The organism is Mycobacterium sp. IDUB_28 (assembly GCF_055419285.1).
On record NZ_JBVAXK010000008.1, the window covers coordinates 273,881 to 292,570 of the forward strand.

Consider the following 18,690-nt stretch of genomic DNA (forward strand, 5'->3'; position numbering starts at 1 on the left):
TGTGAGCTAGTCCGCCAACGCGCGTCCGACGATGAGCGGGTCGGGCTCGCCGACCAATTCGTGGTCTTTGTCCGCGTAGTCGAACTTGGCGAGCAGATGGCGCATCGCGTTGATGCGGGCACGCTTCTTGTCGTTGCTCTTGACCACGATCCACGGGGCGAAGTCGGTGTCAGTGGCAGCGAACATCTCCTCCTTGGCCGCGGTGTAGGCCTCCCACCGGTGAATGGCCTCCACGTCCATTGGGGAGAACTTCCACTGCTTGACCGGGTCCACGAGCCGGATGGCGAACCGGGTGCGTTGCTCAGCCGGCGACACCGAGAACCAGAGTTTGGTCAGGTTGATGCCGTCGTCGACCAGCAGGCGTTCGAAAGACGGTGTCTGTTCCAGGAATTGGGCATGTTGTTCGGCGGTGCAAAAACCCATCACCTTCTCCACGCCGGCGCGGTTGTACCAGGAGCGGTCGAATAAGACGATGTCGCCGGCGGCCGGGAGATGGGACACATAGCGCTGGAAATACCACTGGGTCTTCTCCCGATCGCTCGGCTTCTCCAGTGCGACCACTCGGGCGGTGCGCGGGTTGAGATGCTCGGTGAAACGCTGGATGGTCCCACCCTTGCCGGCGGCGTCGCGGCCCTCGAACAAAATCAGATGCCGGGCACCGGTCTGGCGGCTGTGGTTCTGCAGCTTGAGCAACTCGATCTGCAATCGCCGCTTGAGCCGGTCGTACTCGTCGCGGGGCATGCGCTCGTCGTAGGGGTATCGCTCCCGCCAGGTGGCGACCGGGTTGCCGTCGCGGTCGAGCAGCACCGGGTCGTCGTCATCGCTGTCGTCGACGGTGTAGCCGTGCTCGGGAGTGGACAGGTCGTCCAGATCGATGTCGGGCATGATCCCGAATTACCCGGTTGCGATCGCGACTATCACAACCGTGCAGCGGCCCGCGTGAGCCGGAAGGTGCGTTGGAAGCCGGCCGGCTGCGTCGTCACGGTGACTTCCACCGCACCACCTGGCGCGACAACGTAGCGTTCCTCCACGTCGGGTCCCTCGCTCCACCGGTCGATCGGCTGGTGACCGAGATTGTCCCGGTCGTGCAGTGCGGGGTCGAACGGGAAGAACACCGGGTCGTAGGGTGTGACGTCGCCGTCGGGCCGGCCGTCGACCAGCCGGCTGCACTCCACGAACCGGAAATGTCCGATGTTGTGGGCCGCACGGTAGGTCCGGCTGACCACCAGCGGTGTATGACCGTCGACGGGCAACGGTACATCCTTGGGCACGATCGGATCGAAGACGACGTCGGCGCCTGCCCTGGCCTCCCGGAAGACCCCGAAATGTCGCGAGAAGCGTTCGGAGAGAACAAAACCGGAGTTGATGTCCAGGAAGACCGCAAGACCGATGGCGGTTGCGGCGAACGGGTGCGGCGACCGTTTGACGCGCTTGTCGCCGAAATTGCTGCGCAGCATGCGCGCGACGAGTGGGAAGCTGCCTGCCCCGCCCACCACGTAGATGCCGGCCACTTCCGACCATGGCACGTCCCGGCCGTCGCCGGCCGGGTCGCGCAGCACGCGGGACAGCAGGTCGGCAGTCTCGGCGACCAGCGGCGCGCACGCCGCATAGACGTCGTCGATACCGCAGGAGAACGGGGCTCGCTCGATCCCGTCGAAAGTCAAATCCGCCAGGAAACGCCGGGTCTGCGGCCCGACGGCCTCTTTGCGGGCGGCGCATTCCTCCAACAGCAGCGCATAGCCGGCGCTGTCCAGCGGCGGCAGCTCGCAGCCGGCCAACACCAGTTGCGCGATCGCCTCGTCGAAGTCGTCACCGCCGAGCCGTTGGATGCCTTCGCTGACCACGACCTCGTTGACGTGGCCCGCCATCTTCAGCAGCGACGCGTCGAAGGTGCCGCCGCCGAGGTCGTAGATGAGGACGTACTCACGCTTGGCCGTGATCGTCGAGCGGTATCGGTGGGCGTACTCCAGGCCGGCGGCCGACGGTTCGTTCAGCAACGCGACGACGTCAAATCCCGCCGCCGCGAACGCATCCAGGGTGAGGAAGCGCTGTGCGCTGGTGGCGTTGGCCGGCACGCTGATCGCGGTCTCGACGGGGTCGTCAGGGCCGAAGCCGGCATTGGACCGGTGACAAAGGTCGTGCCTGAGCTGTGCGAGGAAGCCGGTGAGCAGATCGGCCAGCGCATAGCTGCGGCCGGCCAGGGTGACCTGGGTACGCGGTCCGGCGTCGTTGAGCAGTCTTTTCACCGAGCGCAGTATTTGCCACCCGGGTTCGTGGCGGACCGCGGCGGCGTCCGGGCCGAACCGCAGGTCCCCGGCCGCGTTGGCGGCGATCAGAGACGGCCATGCATCGACGCCGTCGAAGGCGACGACCGGGTAATTGCCACGGTCGACGATCGCAGCGACGGTGTGGGTGGTGCCGAAGTCGATACCGACTCTCATCGGACCCGATTCTAGGGGCGATTGTGCCTGCAACACATCAGGGCTACATTCTGCCGACATGGAGCCCCAGTGGCGGCCACTGCAGGATCCGACTGCCCGCGGTGTGTGCCGAGGTCATCGTCTCGATGAAGTTCCCGCCCGGCGTGGAATGGGGAACCCACTACCACACCGGAATTGTTGTAGCGCACACCGTTAGCGGAGCGTGGCGCTATCGGGAAAGCGACTGGGTATCTCGCGCGGGTGACACCCTCTATGAAGTCGCGGGCTCGTCGCACACGCCCGAAAGCTTCGAGGACACCGAGGTGTTCTTCTACATGATCGGCGAACTGCTCTTCCTCGATGGCGACAAGATCCTCTGGCAGGAAAACCATCTGACTTCCATCGAGCGTTATACGAATTACTGCGTCGGTAACGGGATTCCGATGCGAGACCTGACCAGCTGGCACGCCTAGCCGTTGCGGGGCAGGGCATCCCACTGACTTTGCACCTCCCGCTCGGCGGCGGTGGGAATCAGACCCGCCGGCGCGAATCGCTTCGACGACACCGGATCGTCCTCGCTCGAAGGCCGCCCGGAACCGCGAATCACCTTGACTGCCATGATGATTCCGGCAGCGAATACCACCACGACGACCATCGCGAAGATGGCCGACAGGGTGCATTGGATCAAGGTGTTGCGGACGACGGCGTCGAGTTGATGGACGTCGGTCGCCGACCCGAACGCGGTCTTCCCGGCCTTCTTGGCGGCTGTGTACTGGGCGTGCTGCGTCCAGTACCCGACGGCGGGGTCCCCGGAGAAGATCTTCTGCCATGACGCGCTCAAGGTCACGGCCAGGTCCCACAGCAACGGTATGCCCGGTATCCACGCCCACTTGACTCTGCCCGCCTTGATGACGATGACGGTGATGAGCGTGAGCGCAATCGCTGCGAGCAGCTGGTTGGCGATGCCGAACAACGGAAAGAGGGTGTTGATCCCGCCCAGCGGATCGGTCACGCCCAGCAGCAGGATGCCACCCCACGCGGCGACCACCACCGCACTGCACACCCACCCGCCGGGCCGCCAGCTCGGGTTGCGCAGCGCGCGTAGCGGACCGCCGATGTTGCCGAGCGCATCAAAGATCATGAACCGGGCGACGCGGGTGCCGGCATCCACCGTGGTCAAGATGAACAGCGCCTCGAACATGATCGCGAAGTGGTACCAGAACGCTTTGAGACCGGTGCCGCCGAAGACCCGCTGCAGCATCTCGGACATGCCGAAGGCCAGCGTCGGCGCACCGCCGGTGCGCGACACGATGGTCTGTTCCCCGACGCTACGGGCGGCCTGGTCGAGCTGGGCGGCGGTCGCCGGGCCGCCCGGCAGACCGAGACCGTTGACGTAGTGCGCGGCGCCGGCGGCGGTGTCATGGGTCTGGGCCGACGGCGCGTTGAGGGTGAAGTACAGGTGCTGGTCCAAGATCGCGGCGGTGAGCAGCGCCATCACTGCCACAAACGACTCGGTCATCATGCCGCCATAGCCGATCAACCGCATCTGGCCTTCCTTCTCCAACATCTTGGGCGTGGTGCCTGAGGAGATGAGGGCGTGGAATCCGGACAGCGCGCCACAGGCGACGGTGACGAACAGGAACGGGAACAGGGAGCCGGCGAACGCCGGACCGTTGGTCTGGGTGGCGAAGCGGGAGACCGCTGGTGCCGCGATCGTCGGGTGGGCGATGCAGATGCCGGCCGCGAGCAGCGTGATGGTGCCGATCTTCATGAACGTCGACAAGTAGTCGCGCGGAGCCAGCAGCAACCACACCGGCAGCACCGACGCTGCGAAGCCGTAGCCGATGAGCAACCAGCACAACGTGACCGGCGACAGGGTGCACCACCTGACACCCCACGCGGTGTTGGCGACCCAGTTGCCGGAGACCACCGCGAACAGCAGCAGCCCCGCGCCGACCCCGGATACCTCCGCGACCCGCCCGGGCCGCAGGAAGCGCAGGTAGCAGCCCATGAACAGGGCGATGGGGATGGTCATGGCGATGGAGAAGACGCCCCACGGGCTCTTGGCCAGTGCCCGCACCACCACCAGGGCCAGCACCGCGATCAGGATCGTGATGATGATCGGGATGCCGATCAACGCGGCGGCACCTGCGGTCGCCCCCAATTCATCGCGGACCATCTGGCCCAGCGAGCGGCCCCGGCGTCGGGTGGAGATCCACAGCACCAGGTAGTCCTGGACGCACCCGGCCAGCACCGCACCGACGACGATCCAGATGGTGCTGGGCAGATAGCCCATCTGGGCGGCCAGCACCGGGCCGACGAGCGGGCCGGCGCCGGCGATCGCCGCGAAGTGGTGACCGAATACCACGCGCCGGTCGGTCGGCACATAGTCGCTGCCGTCGTCGAAGACCTCGGCCGGGGTGGCGTGATCATCGCGGGGACGGACGATCTTGCTTTCGATCAACCGCGCATAGAACCGGTAGGCGATGAGGTAGGTGCAGACCGCCGCGACCACCACCCACACCGCGTTCACCCGCTCGGCCCGGACGATCGCGATGACGGTCCAGGCGATGGCGCCGACGACGGCGATGAGGCCGAAGAACACCTTGTGGCGCAGCGTGATCGGAGACTGGTCGAGGATCGCGACGGGCGGCAGGTCGGGCTCGGTGTTGATGTAGCTGATCTGCTGGTCGGCCACGGCCAGAACCCTACAAGGGCGAACCCGCTCTTGGCGGGTCAGTACATCGCGCGCACGGCGTCGATAGTGTCGGCTTCCGCTGGACGCTTGTCGTCGCGGTAGCGCACCACCCGCGCGAACCGCAGTGCGACTCCGCCCGGATACCGCGACGAGCCCTGTACGCCGTCCAGCGCGATCTCGACGACCTGCTCGGGCCGCACGTGCACGACGTATCCGTCGGTGCCGCCGGTGGCGAGTTCGCTGAACCGCGCGGTCTGCCAGTCCAGCATGACGTCGGTCATGCCCTTGAACGTCTTGCCGACCATGACGAATCCGCCGGTGTCGGGATCGCGGGCACCGAGGTGGATGTTGGACAGCTTGCCGCGGCGCCGCCCCGAACCCCATTCCACGGCCAGCACCACCAGGTCGAGGGTGTGCACCGGTTTGACCTTCACCCAACCCGCGCCCCGTCGGCCCGCCTGATACCGCGCGTCCGGGGCCTTGGCCATCACCCCCTCGTGACCGGCGGCCAGCGTCGCCTCCAGGAACGCCGCCGCCGCCGCAGGGTCGGAGGTGTGCAGGCGGTCGACGCGCTGGGACGCCGGCACCAACCCGTCCAGCGACGCCAGCCTTTCGCTGGTCGGCGCGTCCAGCAGATCAGTGCCGTCTCGGTGCAGGATGTCGAAGAAGAACACCGACAGCGGCTGCTTGGCGCGGGCGGCGGCGACGTCCACCGAGCGGCCGAACCGCGATGCGGTGACCTGGAACCGGTGCGGACGGTTGTCCGGCCGCAGTGCGATCGCCTCGCCGTCGGCGATCAAATCGTGCACCGGTAACGCCAGGGTGGCCTCCACCACCTCCGGTAGCCGGGCGGTGACGTCGTCCAGGCTGCGGGTATAGACGGTGACCTGCTCGCCGGCGCGATGGATCTGAACCCGGGCGCCGTCCAGCTTGGCCTCGAATATTGTTGTGCCGCCGTGCTTTTCGAGTGCTTCGGGGATGCTCGCCGCGGTTTGGGCCAGCATCGGGCCGACCGGGCGGCCCACCCGCAGCGTGAACGCGTCCAACGACCCGCCACTGAGCGCCGCGGCGGCGACCGCCGGCAGATCCCCGCCCAGCATCGCCGCACGCTGGACCGCGGCAGGGGGCAGGCCGGCCGCTTTGGCCACCGCGTCGGCCATGATGCCGGCCAGTGCGCCCTGGCGAAGCTCGCCGCCGAGCAGCCGCAGCAGAAAAGTCTGCTCGGTGTCGGTCGCCGCGGTGAACAGGCCGTTCAGCAGTGCCGCGCGGCGCGCCTGGGAGCCCTTACCGGAAATGCCACCGATCTCGGTGAAGACGGTGTCGACCTGACCGACCGTCAGCACCGGGTCCGACGCCGCCGGCGGCGGCGACCGGAGCGCGGCCCAGCCCACGCCGATCTGCCGTTGCCGCAGCACCCCGGAAAGCCACGACACGACGGTTGCGACCAGCTCGGCGTCCGGAGCGGCACGCCGCAACAGGTCGGCGATGTGGGCGACCTTGGTCAGCCGCGAGGATGTGCCGCCGACGTCAATCGACGTGCTGGCCAACTCGAGAAGGAGCACAGTGCTGAGCTTGACACGACTCACCGACAACCCCGCCGGACAGACCGGCTAGCGTGCCTCGGTAACGTTACAAATTCACGGGAATATGACAACCCAACAAACGGAGGTCCGGATGGAGATCAGCGGGAAGAAGGTCGTCGTCATCGGCGGTGCTTCGGGGATGGGACGTGCCAGCGCCGAACTGCTTCATGAACGCGGCGCGCAGGTGGCCGTGTTCGACCGGGAGAACTCGGACGGCAAGGAGGTCGCCGAGGCGATCGGCGGCAAGTTCTACCCCGTCGACGTCACCGACTTCGCCGGCACCGAGCAGACCTTGCAGGCCGCCGTCGACGACCTCGGTGGGCTGCACGTCACCGTCACCACCGCCGGCGGCGGTATCGCCAAGCGCACCATGACCAAGACCGGCCCGCACGACCTCGAGTCTTTCCAGTCCGTCATCGATCTCAACCTGATCGGCACCTTCAACATCAGCCGGTTGGCTGCCGCGCACATGAGCAAGAACGAGCCCGAGGACGACGAGCGCGGCGTCATCATCAACACCGCGTCCATCGCGGCCTTCGAGGGTCAGATCGGGCAGGTCGCCTACACCGCCGCCAAGGCGGGCATCGCGGGCATGTGCCTGACCATGGCGCGTGACCTGGGGTCGCTCGGCATCCGGGTGCTGGCCATCGCCCCGAGCCTGTTCGCCACCGGCCTCACCAAGGGCATTCCGGACGAGTTCGCCACTGCCCTGACCAAGGACGCGGCCTTCCCCAAGCGCCTAGGCCGGCCCGAGGAGTACGCGAAACTGGTTGCGGCCATCGTGGACAACCCGATGCTCAACGGGCAATGCCTGCGCCTGGACGCCGGACAGCGGTTCGCGCCCAAGTAGTGACCCACCGGTCGCGTCACCGGCGGTGAGTAGTCTCTGTAACTGATCCAGGAGCCCGCGACGGTGCGGGTCCTGCAGTGCCGCGAGGAGGGCCCGCATGGGTATCGCACTGACCGACGACCATCGCGAACTCGCCGAGGTAGCCCGCGCGTTCCTGACGTCGCAGAAGGCGCGGGCCGCCGCGCGGTCATTGCTGGACTCGCCGGAGGAGGCACGGCCCGGGTTCTGGCAGGGCATCGTCGAACTGGGTTGGCTCGGTCTGCACATCGACGAGGAGCAGGGCGGCTCCGGCTACGGCCTGCCCGAGTTGGTGGTCGTGGTCGAGGAACTCGGCCGTGCGGTGGCGCCCGGACCGTTTGTGCCGACCGTGATCGCCTCGGCGGTGATCGCCCACGACGGCAGCGACGAGCAGCAGTCACGACTGTTACCCGGACTGCTCGACGGCACCGTCACCGCCGGTATCGGGTTCGGTGGCGCCGTGCAGGTCTCCGACGGCGTTGCCGACGGCGCGGCGGGTGTGGTGCTGGGTGCCGGGCTGGCCGAACTGCTGCTGATCACGGCCGGTGACGACGTGCTGGTGCTGGAACGCGACCGCGACGGGGTGTCGGTGCAGGTACCCGAGAACCTGGATCCGACCCGGCGCTCCGGGCGGGTTCGGCTGGACAACGTCAAGGTGAGTGCCGACGACATCCTGCCGGGCGCCAGCGCGGCGGCTCTGGCCCGCGCCCGGACGTTGCTGGCCGCGGAGGCCGTCGGCGGAGCGACCGACTGCGTGGAGTCCGCGGTCGAATACGCCAAGGTGCGCAAGCAGTTCGGCCGTACCATCGCGACTTTCCAAGCCGTGAAGCACCACTGCGCGAACATGCTGGTGGCTGCCGAGTCGGCGCTGGCCGCGGTGTGGGACGCCGCGCGGGCGGCGGGTGAGGACGAACAGCAGTTCCGGCTCGTCGCCGCGGTCGCTGCTGCGCTGGCCTTCCCCGCCTACGCCCGTAACTCCGAACTCAACATCCAGGTGCACGGTGGGATCGGCTTCACCTGGGAGCACGACGCGCATCTGCACCTACGCCGCGCACTGGTGTCCTCGGCGGTCCTGGGTGGGGACGCGCCGGCGCAGGATGTCTTCGATCTGACGGCCGCCGGTGTCGCCCGGGACAACAGCCTCGATCTGCCGCCGGAGGCTGAGGAGCTGCGCACCCAGATCCGCGCCGACGCAGCCGAACTCGCCGCGCTGGACAAGAAAGCGCAGCGCGACAAACTGATCGCGACGGGTTACGTGATGCCGCACTGGCCCAAGCCATGGGGCCGGGCCGCGGATGCGGTGGCGCAGTTGGTCATCGAAGAGGAATTCCGCGAGGCGGGGATCAAGCGTCCCGACTACGGCATCACCGGCTGGGTCATCCTGACGTTGATTCAGCATGGAACCGACTGGCAGATCGAAAGATTCGTGGAGAAGGCGCTGCGCAAGGACGAGATCTGGTGCCAGTTGTTCTCCGAACCCGACGCCGGTTCGGACGCGGCGGCCGTCAAGACCCGGGCCACCCGCGTTGACGGTGGCTGGAAGATCAACGGCCAGAAGGTGTGGACGAGTGGGGCGCACTATTGCGCGCGCGGCCTGGCCACCGTGCGCACCGACCCGGAGGCGCCCAAGCACGCCGGAATCACCGCGGTGATCGTCGACATGAACGCCCCCGAGGTGGAAGTGCGCCCGCTGCGGCAGATCACCGGGGGTTCGGACTTCAACGAGGTGTTCTTCAATGACCTGTTCGTGCCGGACGAGGACGTGGTGGGGGCACCCAATTCGGGTTGGACGGTCGCGCGGGCCACGCTGGGCAACGAACGGGTCAGCATCGGCGGCAGCGGTTCGTTCTACGAGGCGCTGGCACCCGAGCTGGTCAAACTGGCTCAACAACGCTCAAATGAGTTGGCGGGCATCGTTATTCGGGTAGGCCGCTACCTCGCCGAGGAGAATGCGCTGCGGTTGCTGAACCTGCGCCGCGCGGCGCGCAGCGTGGAAGGCGCGGGCCCGGGGCCGGAAGGCAATGTCACCAAGCTCAAGCTGGCCGATCACATGATCGAGGGCGCGGCCATCTCGACGGCGCTGGCCGGACCCGAGACGGTGCTGCTGGACGGCGCCGGCGCGCTAGCGGGCCGGATGGTGATGGGGGCCCGCGGCATGGCGATTGCCGGCGGCACCTCAGAGGTGACCCGCAACCAGATCGCCGAGCGAATCCTCGGTATGCCCCGTGACCCGCTGATCAACTGAGGCGCACCGCGCGGATACCGGTCAGGCCGGGGCGAACAGCGGTGCGCCGCCGGAACTCTTCGCCGGCTGGACCTGCACGGCCATTCCGCAGATCACCGAATCTGGTTCGCAGTCGACAATATTGGCGGCGACACGCAGTCCGGGCTGCTCACTGAGCTCGATCAGGGCGATGACGTACGGCGTCGGGATCTCCGGGTTGTACGGGTGATGGTTGACCGTGTAGGTGAACACCGTCCCTCGTCCGGAGACCGGTTTCGCCGTCAGCTCGGCTCCGCAATCCCGGCAGCTACCGGTCGCGGGATGCACCCAGCGCGCGCAGTCGTCGCAGTGTTCGACGAGCAGCGGGGAGGTGGTTGGCTCGGTTGTCACGGGCAATACAGTACGCTCTACCGGATCCCTTCTCAGATGCGCGCGACGGACGGTGCCGATGGAGTACTTCGAAAAAGACGCGATCCTGTCCGGCATCGGTATTTCCCGAATCGGGCGTCGCACCGGCATTGCGGGACGGGAATTGACCATGGAGGCGGTGCGCGCCGCCATCGACGACGCCGGATTGCGGCCCACCGACATCGACGGCATCGCCACGCTGGGTGACACGCCTGCCGCCGAGGTCAACGCCGAACTGCAGATCGAGGCGGGGGACTGCGGTAGCGGGTTCGGTACCGGCGGCCTGCTGAGTCCGGTGATGTCGGCGTGCCGTGCGGTCGCTGAACGACGTGCCCGCCATGTGGTGATCTACCGGACCATCCAGATGCTGGGCGGCACCGTGCTGCAGCAGGACAAGGATGCGCCGGCTCCGCCGCTGGCACGCATGTTCGAGACACCCGAAGGTGCGGACGCCCCCGCGGTCGGCGCGATGGACGACATCAACGATCTCATTGCGGCGCATGCTTATTCGGCGGCAAACTGGCTGGCGCTGAATTGTCGCCGGCACATGGAGCTGTACGGAACCACCAAGGAGCAGCTGGGCTGGGTCGCTCTCAACGGCCGTCGCAACGCGGCGCTGAATCCTCGGGCGGTGTATCGCGATCCGATGACGATGGCCGACTACCTGGGTGCGCGCCTGGTGTCTACGCCGTTCGGACTACTGGATTGCGATGTGCCCATTGACGGTTCGATCGCGGTGGTGGTTTCGCACGCGGAGTACGCCGACGACTGTCCGCACCGCGCCGTGCGCGTGGCGGCGATCGGCGGTTCCGACGGGGCGGGCGGCTGGTTCCACCGTGCCGACTATCCCAAGATGGCGATGTCGGATGCGACCGCCCAGATGTGGTCGCGCACCGAACTGACGCCCGACGACATCCAGGTCGCACAGCTGTATGACGGATTCACCTACCTGACGCTGGCCTGGCTGGAAGCCATCGGAGTGTGCGGCGACGGCGAGGCCGGTCCATTCGTCGAGGGCGGCGCCCGCATCGCCCGCGACGGCCAACTGCCGCTGAACACTTACGGGGGCCAGCTCTCCGCCGGGCGCATGCACGGCTATTGGGCGTTGCACGAAGCATGTCTACAGCTGCGCGGCGAGGCCGGGGAGCGTCAGGTAGCGCAGCGTCCCGAAGTCGGGGTGGTGTCGGTCGGCGGCGGTCCCGTCGCGGGATGCATGTTGCTGACCTGCTGAGGCTCGGCTATTGCGGAACCGCGGTGATCTCCGGGTCGATCGGGACACTCGGCGTCACTTTGTTGCAGCCGGTTGCCAACAGCGCATAGGCTGCGAAAAGCACGGCTGCAATCGCGGTCGCGACCTTTTTTCTGGTCCTCATCTTCCTGACCTTTCCTTGTCCGCATATTGGTTCTTCGACGAACGCGTTTGATGTTAGCGACGGTGTCGAAAAGCATTGGCACTTTGGAAATATTGCCTCCCTGGCGTGTGCCAATAGCTGAATTTCTTTTCCGGGTTTCTCCGTCCGGCAACTACATTCGCTAGTTATCTGGCAGTCGAATATCCAATATCACCAGTCGGATCCCACGTCCTTGGGCAGGTCTCGCACAGCGCGATAACGGCGGCACGGTGGGCGAAAAAACTTGCGTCTGACGGTCGTGGCGGTCTAATGTCACCGATCGTGCATCTTCTCGAGTGTGCCGTAGTAGCCAGCACCCGCAGCGGGGTCTGATCCAGACCGACCCCCCGCTGTGGGTCGGACGCTACTACCGTCGGTCGCTCCTTCGAGCCAGAGAAGACCGGCATCATGACGCTTTCCACTTCCATCGATCTGCCCGACAAATGGGCTGACGCCTGGTTCGAGGGCCACTTCGGTGTCTCCCTACCGCGCGGCCTGCGCGAACAGGCCACCGCTACGTCCTGGGCGGACTTCGCGGCCACCTACGGTCCGACGGCCGGGCCCCTGCGCCTCGGGCAGTGGGCATGCACCGACCCGCAGCGCCGGACCACCCGGTTGGGTCCGCAGGCCCGCAACTTCCGCGCGGTGATCGCAGTCGGCGACCGCATCAGCACCTCCGAAGCGTCGGCGAGCGGACCCGTCGCAGCGCTCACGGCGATGCTGCACGCGCGCGGAATCATGGTGGAAACGTTGAACTTTCACCAAATCAGCGCGGGCGGCGACACGGTCACCTTCGTCTACGGCACCAATGGTGCCCGCGCGGAGTGGGCGATGGGCTGGGCGCCGGACCCGATTCAGTCGGCGCTGCGGGCGGTGATCGCGTGCGCCAACCGGCTGGCGGGCTGATTCACAGCGGGCGCAGAACGATATGCATTCCGTCCATCGGGACGGGCATGCCGCCGTAGTCCCAGCGCGGCTGGTAGCCGGGGTGGGGAAGTTCCAGGCGGTAACGGCGCAGCAGCCGGTGCAGGATCGTCTTGACCTCGAGCTGGCCGAACACCATCCCGATGCACTTGTGGGCGCCACCGCCGAACGGAGTGAACGCATACCGGTGTCTCTTGTGCTCGTTGCGTGGCTCGGTGAACCGCTCGGGGTCGAATTTCATTGGGTCAGTCCAGAATTCGGACAGGCGGTGATTCATTCCGGGGAACGCGGTGATGTTGGTGCCCTTGGGCAGGTAGTAACCCAACAGGTCGGTGTCGCGTACGGTCTGGCGCATCGCCCATTGCACGGGCGTCACCAAGCGGATCGACTCGTTGAGCACCAGGTCGAGCGACTCCAGTTTCTCCAGCGACTCGATATCCAGCGGTCCGTCACCGAGCCGGTCGGACTCGTCGCGGCAGCGCTGTTGCCATTCCGGATGTTTGGCCAGGTAGTAGATCATCGTGGTGGCCGTCGAGGTGGACGTATCGTGGGCGGCCATCATCAGGAAGATCATGTGGTTGATGATGTCGTCGTCGGAGAAGCGGTTGCCCTCTTCGTCCTCGGTCTGACACAGCACGCTCAGCAGGTCGTTGCCTTCTTTGCCGCGTTGCTCTTTGACCCGGTCGGCGAAGTAGTTCTCCAGCAGCTCGCGGGCCTTGATGCCCCGCCACCAGGTGAACGGTGGCACCGCGGTTCGGATCACGGCGTTTCCGGCGCGGGTGGTCGTGGTGAACGCCTTATTCACCTTCGTGACGAGTTCGTGGTCGGTGCCGGGTTCGTGGCCCATGAACACCATGGAGGCGATGTCAAGGGTGAGCTTCTTCATCGCCGGGTAGAGCAGGAAGCGCGAGTCGTCGGTGACCCAGTCGTGGGAGACAACCTGCGACACGACCTGATCGATGTGCTCGACGTAACCGACCAGCCGGGAGCGGATGAACGCCTCCTGCATGATCCGGCGATGAAACATGTGCTCTTCGAAATCGAGGAGCATCAGACCGCGACGGAAGAACGGACCGATCACCGGCGTCCAACCCTGCTGCGAGAAGTCCTTGTTGCGGTTGGAGTAGATGGCCTGCGCGGCGTCGGGGCCCAGCGCCACGACGAACGGCATCACCGGTGAGTCGGCGAACACCACCGGGCCCTTGTTCTCGTAGAGGAACATCAGGTAGTCCGGACCGCCACGCAGCATCTCGATCATGTGCCCCAGGATCGGCAGTCCTCGGTCACCGACCACGGGTTGCAGCCCGCTGCCCGGTGGGGGATCGGCGAGCTGTGTCTCCGGAAACTGGACATCTCGCAGTTTGCGTTCGATGAGGCCCATGCCGGGGAAATTATTGAACGACGGCGTCAACCGTCGCTGAGCTTGATCAAGCAAGTACGCGGGGGTGCTGATGGTGGCTCTGCTTGTCACCATTGACATGCTCCTTTACCGGCTGTGGCGGCCGTCACTGTCGTCTATATTTCGGGATGAAGTTGACGCCTGTCAAGTTTTTCTTCGGGGCGGCATGATGCAATGGTCGAGTGGTGATCGACAGTGAATAGCAACGCAGCCGGTCAGGACGACGCCGGCCCCGTCCTGCGCCGGCGCGGCGACAAGCACCGGGTGGCGATCATGCAGGCGGTCCGCGACCTGCTCCAGGAGAGGCCGTTCTCCGAACTCTCGGTCAGCACCATCAGCCTGCGGGCGGGCGTGGCCCGCTCGGGTTTCTACTTCTATTTCGATTCCAAATATTCGGTGCTGGCGCAGATCCTGGCCGAGGCCGCCGAAGAACTCGAGGAGCTCACCCAGTATTTCGCGCCGCGCCAGCCCGGCGAGTCCCCAGAGCAGTTCGCCACCCGGATGGTCGGCAGCGCCGCAGTGGTTTACGCGAACAACGACCCGGTGATGACTGCATGTAATGCGGCGCGCCAGAACGACGTCGAGATCCGCGAAATTCTCGACAAACAGTTCGAGATGGTGCTTCGTCAGATCGTCGGTGTCGTCGACGCGGAGGTGAAAGCCGGGACTGCGCAGCCCATCAGCGACGACCTTCCGACGCTGATCCGCACCCTGGCAGGGACCACCGCGCTGGTACTGACCGGAGACCCGATCCTGGCCGGGCACGACAATGACGTTGAGCGACGTGTCCGGGTGCTCGAGCAGTTGTGGCTCAACGCGCTGTGGGGCGGACCAGCGCGGTAGTCGCCAGGACCGCCGGTAGGGTCACGTCCATGGGCGATTCCGGAGATTATTTCGCGGGGAAACGGTGTTTTGTCACGGGTGCGGCCAGCGGGATCGGACGCGCCTGCGCACTACGGCTGGCCGCGCACGGCGCAGAGCTGTTCCTGACCGATCGCGACGCGGACGGCCTGGCCCGCACGGTCGCCGATGCCCGGGCCCTCGGGGCACAGGTCCCGGCGTACCGGGTGCTGGACATTTCCGACTATGACCAGGTGGCCGCCTTCTCCGTCGACATCCACACCACGCACGGCAGCATGGACGCGGTGTTCAACATCGCCGGAATCTCGGCGTGGGGCACCGTGGACCGGCTCACGCACGACCAGTGGAGCAAGCTGATCGCGATCAATCTGATGGGGCCGATCCACGTCATCGAGTCGTTCGTTCCACAGATGGTCGCGGCCGGTCGGGGCGGGCACGTGGTGAACGTGTCATCGGCGGCCGGGATCGTCGCACTGCCGTGGCACGCGGCCTACAGCGCCAGTAAGTACGGGCTGCGCGGATTGTCCGAGGTGCTGCGATTCGACCTGGCCAAGCATCGCATCGGGGTGAACGTCGTGGTGCCCGGTGCTGTACAGACGCCGCTGGTCAACACGGTTGAGATCGCCGGCGTAGATCGCGACGACCCGCAGGTCGCGCGCTGGGTCGACCGGTTCAGTGGGCACGCCGTGTCCCCGGAGCGGGCCGCCGAGAAAATCCTGGCCGGCGTGGCTAAGAACCGCTACCTGATCTACACCTCGCCGGACATCCGGGCGCTGTATGCGTTCAAACGGCTCGCGTGGTGGCCCTACAGCGTGGCGATGCGCCAGGTCAACGGCATCTTCACCCGCGCGCTGCGGCCGGGCCCGCCGACCAGGGGTCTTTAGTCCGGCGGCATGTCGAGTTCCAGACGCACCCCGAGCAGTCGGACCGGGCGGTCCAGTTCGAACAGGTCCAGGACGCGCAGCGCGGCCGCGATGATCGCGTCGGCGTCCGTGCCGGGCTGATCGAGCTTACGGATCTTGGTGCGGGTGTAGAACGTCGAGGTACGCACCGTGACCGCGACACGTGTCACGACGCGCGACTCGGCGACCACGTCGTGGAGCGTTTGCCGGGCCAATTCCGTTATCGCCGAGTCCATTTCGGACCGCTCGGTGAGGTCCTGCGGGAAAGTGACCACATGACTGCGTGAGCGCGGCACCCAGGGTTCTGCGCTGACCTCGGTATCGCCGCCGCCCTTGGCCAGCAGCAGCAGCCACAGACCGGTGCGCGGCCCGAAGGTCGACGCCAGCAGCTCACCGTCGCTGTGAGCCAGCTGCCGTACCGACGTAATCCCGAGGGCGGCAAGCTTTTTCGCAGTCTTTGGGCCAACCCCCCAGAGCGCGTCGACGGGACGGTCGGCCATCAACGTCATCCAATTGTCGTCGACCACCGTGAAAATCCCGGCCGGCTTGGCGAAGCCGGTGGCGATTTTGGCGCGTTGCTTGTTGTCGCTGATGCCGACCGAGCACGACAACCCGGTCTCGGCCAGGATAACGCTGCGAATCTGCGCGGCCACCGCATCGGGGTCGCAAGCCGGGTTCAGACCCACGTAGGCCTCGTCCCAGCCCCATACCTCCACGGGATGTCCCAGATCCCGCAGCAAACCCATCACCTGATCGGACGCCTCGTCGTATGCGGCGGGATCCGACGGGAGAAAGGTGGCGTCCGGGCAGCGCCGGGCCGCGGCGCGCAGCGGCATGCCCGCGTGCACGCCGAATTCGCGCGCCTCATAGGAGGCGCAGGTGACCACCTTGCGTGGTTCGGTCGGGTCGCCACTGCCGCCGACGATCACCGGCAGCCCCACCAGCCCGGGGTGACGACGCAACTCGACCGAGGCCAGGAACTGGTCGAGGTCTACATGCAGGACCCAACGCGCAGGCATCCTCGACCGGTCACCGCCCGCACAGCTTGGCGGCCAGACTCGCCCATGCGTCACCCAAGGTCTGCTCGGTGTGGCCGCCGGCGGTGAGCTGATGTTCGACGTAGTCGACGGCGAGCAGGGCCAGTAGGGCGTCGGTCTGAGCGTTGAGGTCACCGCTGGTGTGTGCTGCCTCCAGCAATACCTGGACGTGCCGGCGCTGCGCCGCCGCCGCACCCACCCGGCGGGTGTGGGGGTCGCGGTTGGCGGCCGACAGCAACTCGTGATGGGTGTGGACGAAGCAGATCCGTTCCCGGCCGAAGGCGATCAGCCGTTCCAACGGCGGCGCATCGGGTCCCAGCGGCGGAGGTCCGAACAGGAAAGCCTGCTGGCTGGCCTTCTCGTCCTCGTCGAGCAGCACCATCATCAGGCCGGCCCGGTTGCCGAAGCGCCGGAACACCGTGCCCTTCCCGACGCCGGCCGCAGCGGCAACGTCGTCCATGGTGACCGCGTCGGCACCTCGTTCCCGGACCAGTTGGCGCGCCGCCGCGAGCAGCAGCGCGCGGTTGCGTGCGGCGTCGCTGCGCTCCTGCTGCGGCTGTTGGAGGGCTGCCACCGGCACATCGCCCAGCACCTCGATACCGGTCACCGTTGCAATGCTAGCGCGTCGGGAATGAATCGGACTAAAGTCCGTTTATCTCGTGCAAGGATGTAGACCAGTCAGCGAAGGAGACGACGAAGTGGCAGAGATCAAGATCTTGACCCTGGTCGGCAGCTTGCGCGCGGAATCAATCAACCGCCAGATCGCAACGTTGGCCGCGCAGGTGGCCCCCGCGGGCGTCACCGTCACCGTGTTCGACGGGTTGGCCGACGTGCCGTTCTACAACGAGGACATCGACCCCGCGATGGGCGCGGAGGGCGAGGAACACCCGGCGGTCGCTGCGCTGCGCGCCGCCGCCGGCGAGGCCGATGCTGCGCTGGTGGTGACCCCGGAATACAACGGTTCCATTCCCGCGGTCCTGAAGAACGCGATCGACTGGTTGTCCCGGCCGTTCGGCAACGGTGCATTGAAGGGCAAGCCGCTGGCGGTGATCGGCGGGTCGCTGGGCCAGTACGGCGGGGTGTGGGCACACGACGAGACCCGCAAGTCGTTCGGTATCGCCGGGGCGCGCGTCGTGGAGACGATCAAACTCTCGGTGCCCTTCAAAACCCTGGGCGGCAACCCGCCGGCCGCGAACGCGGAGCTGTCGGCCGGCGTCTCCGACGTGGTGGGCAAGCTCGCTGCCGAAGTCAGCTGATTCGACAAACGCTCTAGTCAAAGCCGTCGGCGGGCTGCGTCGGCGGCTTTGCTGACGCAGTGGCTGCGGAGCTGGCGGCCCCTAGTTGTCGGTGGCCACTGATATACCTCTGTGCATGTGCCAGCTCTCTACACCGGCCGCAGAAGTTGTGATTTGCGACACGCCGACGACACGCCCGACTCAGGCTTACGACCTGCGAATTTCAAGAATGTTGTTTCGAACATCTTGTATCTCTTCGTCGAGTGACCCACTAGGTGTAGTGTTCCGAGGACCGGCAGATCCCAGGTTCAGCGGGTCCCGACCAGCGAGTGAGGGCACGTTGAACTTCCCGGAATCGGCGTCCGCGGGTCATTCGACCCGGAGTTCGCAACACGGGAATCTGGGGGCCTACCGGGGCGCTGTACATAGCGCCGAAGTGCCACCAACGTCGTTGCCAGTCCCGATTACTTCCCACTTCCGCAAAGGAGCGGTACGCCCATGAGCATCACCGTTTACAGCAAGCCGGCATGCGTGCAGTGCGTCGCCACCTATAAGGCGCTGGACAAGCAAGGCATCGCCTACGAGAAGGTCGACATCAGCCTGGACACCGAGGCCCGCGACTACGTGATGGCGCTGGGCTACCTGCAGGCGCCCGTCGTCGTGGCGGACAACACGCACTGGTCCGGTTTCCGGCCCGACCGCATCAAGGCGCTCGCCGAATCGGCCATGAGCGCGTAGCG

17 protein-coding genes and 1 pseudogene are annotated in these 18,690 nt (G+C 66.5%); 9 read left to right on the forward strand and 9 right to left on the reverse strand.

Features of this window, described 5'->3' with window-relative positions; genetic code table 11:
* Positions 1 to 6: 6 nt before the first annotated feature.
* Complete coding sequence (gene ppk2 / locus ACZYZ9_RS18730; protein ID WP_463827751.1) at positions 7 to 885, reverse strand: polyphosphate kinase 2; 879 nt, start codon at positions 883 to 885, stop codon at positions 7 to 9.
* Positions 886 to 917: 32 nt separating this feature from the next.
* Positions 918 to 2,441 (reverse strand): Hsp70 family protein, encoded by a 1,524-nt coding sequence (locus ACZYZ9_RS18735; RefSeq protein ID WP_463827752.1) that lies wholly within the window; start codon positions 2,439 to 2,441, stop codon positions 918 to 920.
* Between the two features lie 23 nt (positions 2,442 to 2,464).
* On the opposite strand from ACZYZ9_RS18735, the gene ACZYZ9_RS18740 reads away from it, so the two are divergent.
* A complete protein-coding gene (locus ACZYZ9_RS18740; RefSeq protein ID WP_463827805.1) occupies positions 2,465 to 2,893 on the forward strand; it encodes a 2,4'-dihydroxyacetophenone dioxygenase family protein in 429 nt (142 codons plus the stop codon).
* Here ACZYZ9_RS18740 and ACZYZ9_RS18745 read toward each other — a convergent pair.
* A pseudogene (locus tag ACZYZ9_RS18745) lies at positions 2,879 to 5,082 on the reverse strand (carbon starvation CstA family protein); the annotation flags it as partial. The gene ACZYZ9_RS18740 and the pseudogene ACZYZ9_RS18745 overlap by 15 nt on opposite strands.
* A gap of 74 nt (positions 5,083 to 5,156) precedes the next feature.
* Positions 5,157 to 6,680, reverse strand: coding sequence for an ATP-dependent DNA ligase (locus ACZYZ9_RS18750; protein ID WP_463827806.1), 1,524 nt, complete (start codon positions 6,678 to 6,680; stop codon positions 5,157 to 5,159).
* A gap of 112 nt (positions 6,681 to 6,792) precedes the next feature.
* Between ACZYZ9_RS18750 and ACZYZ9_RS18755 the strand changes: the two genes are divergently transcribed.
* Together ACZYZ9_RS18755 and ACZYZ9_RS18760 are read left to right on the forward strand one after the other, a co-directional pair.
* Positions 6,793 to 7,551 carry an SDR family NAD(P)-dependent oxidoreductase gene (locus ACZYZ9_RS18755; RefSeq protein WP_463827753.1) on the forward strand — a complete coding sequence of 253 codons (759 nt, stop codon included), beginning with the start codon at positions 6,793 to 6,795 and terminating at the stop codon, positions 7,549 to 7,551.
* Between the two features lie 97 nt (positions 7,552 to 7,648).
* Positions 7,649 to 9,814 carry an acyl-CoA dehydrogenase gene (locus tag ACZYZ9_RS18760; protein ID WP_463827754.1) on the forward strand — a complete coding sequence of 722 codons (2,166 nt, stop codon included), beginning with the start codon at positions 7,649 to 7,651 and terminating at the stop codon, positions 9,812 to 9,814.
* Positions 9,815 to 9,835: 21 nt separating this feature from the next.
* On the opposite strand, the gene ACZYZ9_RS18765 is transcribed toward ACZYZ9_RS18760, so the two are convergent.
* A complete protein-coding gene (locus tag ACZYZ9_RS18765; RefSeq protein ID WP_463827755.1) occupies positions 9,836 to 10,189 on the reverse strand; it encodes a Zn-ribbon domain-containing OB-fold protein in 354 nt (117 codons plus the stop codon).
* Positions 10,190 to 10,241: 52 nt separating this feature from the next.
* On the opposite strand from ACZYZ9_RS18765, the gene ACZYZ9_RS18770 reads away from it, so the two are divergent.
* Positions 10,242 to 11,432: a thiolase family protein gene (locus ACZYZ9_RS18770; protein ID WP_463827756.1), complete on the forward strand. Its 1,191-nt coding sequence runs from the start codon at positions 10,242 to 10,244 to the stop codon at positions 11,430 to 11,432.
* A gap of 7 nt (positions 11,433 to 11,439) precedes the next feature.
* Here the strand turns inward: ACZYZ9_RS18770 and ACZYZ9_RS18775 are convergent, their stop codons facing one another.
* Positions 11,440 to 11,574, reverse strand: a complete 135-nt coding sequence (locus ACZYZ9_RS18775; RefSeq protein WP_463827757.1) for a hypothetical protein — start codon at positions 11,572 to 11,574, stop codon at positions 11,440 to 11,442.
* Positions 11,575 to 12,000: 426 nt separating this feature from the next.
* Between ACZYZ9_RS18775 and ACZYZ9_RS18780 the strand changes: the two genes are divergently transcribed.
* Positions 12,001 to 12,498: a homocitrate synthase gene (locus ACZYZ9_RS18780; RefSeq protein WP_463827758.1), complete on the forward strand. Its 498-nt coding sequence runs from the start codon at positions 12,001 to 12,003 to the stop codon at positions 12,496 to 12,498.
* 1 nt (position 12,499) lies between these two features.
* Here ACZYZ9_RS18780 and ACZYZ9_RS18785 read toward each other — a convergent pair whose 3' ends face one another.
* Positions 12,500 to 13,990, reverse strand: a complete 1,491-nt coding sequence (locus tag ACZYZ9_RS18785; RefSeq protein WP_463827759.1) for a cytochrome P450 — start codon at positions 13,988 to 13,990, stop codon at positions 12,500 to 12,502.
* Between the two features lie 120 nt (positions 13,991 to 14,110).
* Here ACZYZ9_RS18785 and ACZYZ9_RS18790 point away from each other — a divergent pair, with 120 nt between their 5' ends.
* Complete coding sequence (locus ACZYZ9_RS18790; protein ID WP_463827760.1) at positions 14,111 to 14,758, forward strand: TetR/AcrR family transcriptional regulator; 648 nt, start codon at positions 14,111 to 14,113, stop codon at positions 14,756 to 14,758.
* Positions 14,759 to 14,787: 29 nt separating this feature from the next.
* Positions 14,788 to 15,660, forward strand: a complete 873-nt coding sequence (locus tag ACZYZ9_RS18795; protein ID WP_463827761.1) for an SDR family oxidoreductase — start codon at positions 14,788 to 14,790, stop codon at positions 15,658 to 15,660.
* Here ACZYZ9_RS18795 and ACZYZ9_RS18800 read toward each other — a convergent pair.
* Positions 15,657 to 16,697 carry a DNA polymerase IV gene (locus ACZYZ9_RS18800; protein WP_463827762.1) on the reverse strand — a complete coding sequence of 347 codons (1,041 nt, stop codon included), beginning with the start codon at positions 16,695 to 16,697 and terminating at the stop codon, positions 15,657 to 15,659. The two genes, ACZYZ9_RS18795 and ACZYZ9_RS18800, sit on opposite strands and share 4 nt — an antisense overlap.
* A 10-nt stretch (positions 16,698 to 16,707) precedes the next feature.
* Positions 16,708 to 17,322 (reverse strand): TetR/AcrR family transcriptional regulator, encoded by a 615-nt coding sequence (locus ACZYZ9_RS18805; protein WP_463827763.1) that lies wholly within the window; start codon positions 17,320 to 17,322, stop codon positions 16,708 to 16,710.
* 52 nt (positions 17,323 to 17,374) lie between these two features.
* Here ACZYZ9_RS18805 and ACZYZ9_RS18810 point away from each other — a divergent pair, with 52 nt between their 5' ends.
* Both ACZYZ9_RS18810 and ACZYZ9_RS18815 read left to right on the forward strand, forming a co-directional pair.
* On the forward strand, positions 17,375 to 17,971 hold the full coding sequence (locus tag ACZYZ9_RS18810; protein WP_463827764.1) for an NAD(P)H-dependent oxidoreductase: 597 nt from the start codon (positions 17,375 to 17,377) through the stop codon (positions 17,969 to 17,971).
* Between the two features lie 477 nt (positions 17,972 to 18,448).
* Positions 18,449 to 18,688, forward strand: coding sequence for a redoxin NrdH (locus tag ACZYZ9_RS18815; protein WP_463827765.1), 240 nt, complete (start codon positions 18,449 to 18,451; stop codon positions 18,686 to 18,688).
* Positions 18,689 to 18,690 lie beyond the last annotated feature (2 nt).

Excerpts from the sequence above, each read along its gene's own strand:
- ACZYZ9_RS18760 (WP_463827754.1), top strand. The coding sequence starts at position 7,649 with ATGGGTATCGCACTGACCGACGACCATCGCGAACTCGCCGAGGTAGCC.
- ACZYZ9_RS18755 (WP_463827753.1), top strand. The coding sequence starts at position 6,793 with ATGGAGATCAGCGGGAAGAAGGTCGTCGTCATCGGCGGTGCTTCGGGG.
- ppk2 (WP_463827751.1), bottom strand. The coding sequence starts at position 885 with ATGCCCGACATCGATCTGGACGACCTGTCCACTCCCGAGCACGGCTAC.
- ACZYZ9_RS18735 (WP_463827752.1), bottom strand. The coding sequence starts at position 2,441 with ATGAGAGTCGGTATCGACTTCGGCACCACCCACACCGTCGCTGCGATC.
- ACZYZ9_RS18775 (WP_463827757.1), bottom strand. The coding sequence starts at position 11,574 with ATGAGGACCAGAAAAAAGGTCGCGACCGCGATTGCAGCCGTGCTTTTC.
- ACZYZ9_RS18795 (WP_463827761.1), top strand. The coding sequence starts at position 14,788 with ATGGGCGATTCCGGAGATTATTTCGCGGGGAAACGGTGTTTTGTCACG.
- ACZYZ9_RS18815 (WP_463827765.1), top strand. The coding sequence starts at position 18,449 with ATGAGCATCACCGTTTACAGCAAGCCGGCATGCGTGCAGTGCGTCGCC.
- ACZYZ9_RS18800 (WP_463827762.1), bottom strand. The coding sequence starts at position 16,697 with ATGCCTGCGCGTTGGGTCCTGCATGTAGACCTCGACCAGTTCCTGGCC.
- ACZYZ9_RS18785 (WP_463827759.1), bottom strand. The coding sequence starts at position 13,990 with ATGGTGACAAGCAGAGCCACCATCAGCACCCCCGCGTACTTGCTTGAT.
- ACZYZ9_RS18780 (WP_463827758.1), top strand. The coding sequence starts at position 12,001 with ATGACGCTTTCCACTTCCATCGATCTGCCCGACAAATGGGCTGACGCC.
- ACZYZ9_RS18770 (WP_463827756.1), top strand. The coding sequence starts at position 10,242 with ATGGAGTACTTCGAAAAAGACGCGATCCTGTCCGGCATCGGTATTTCC.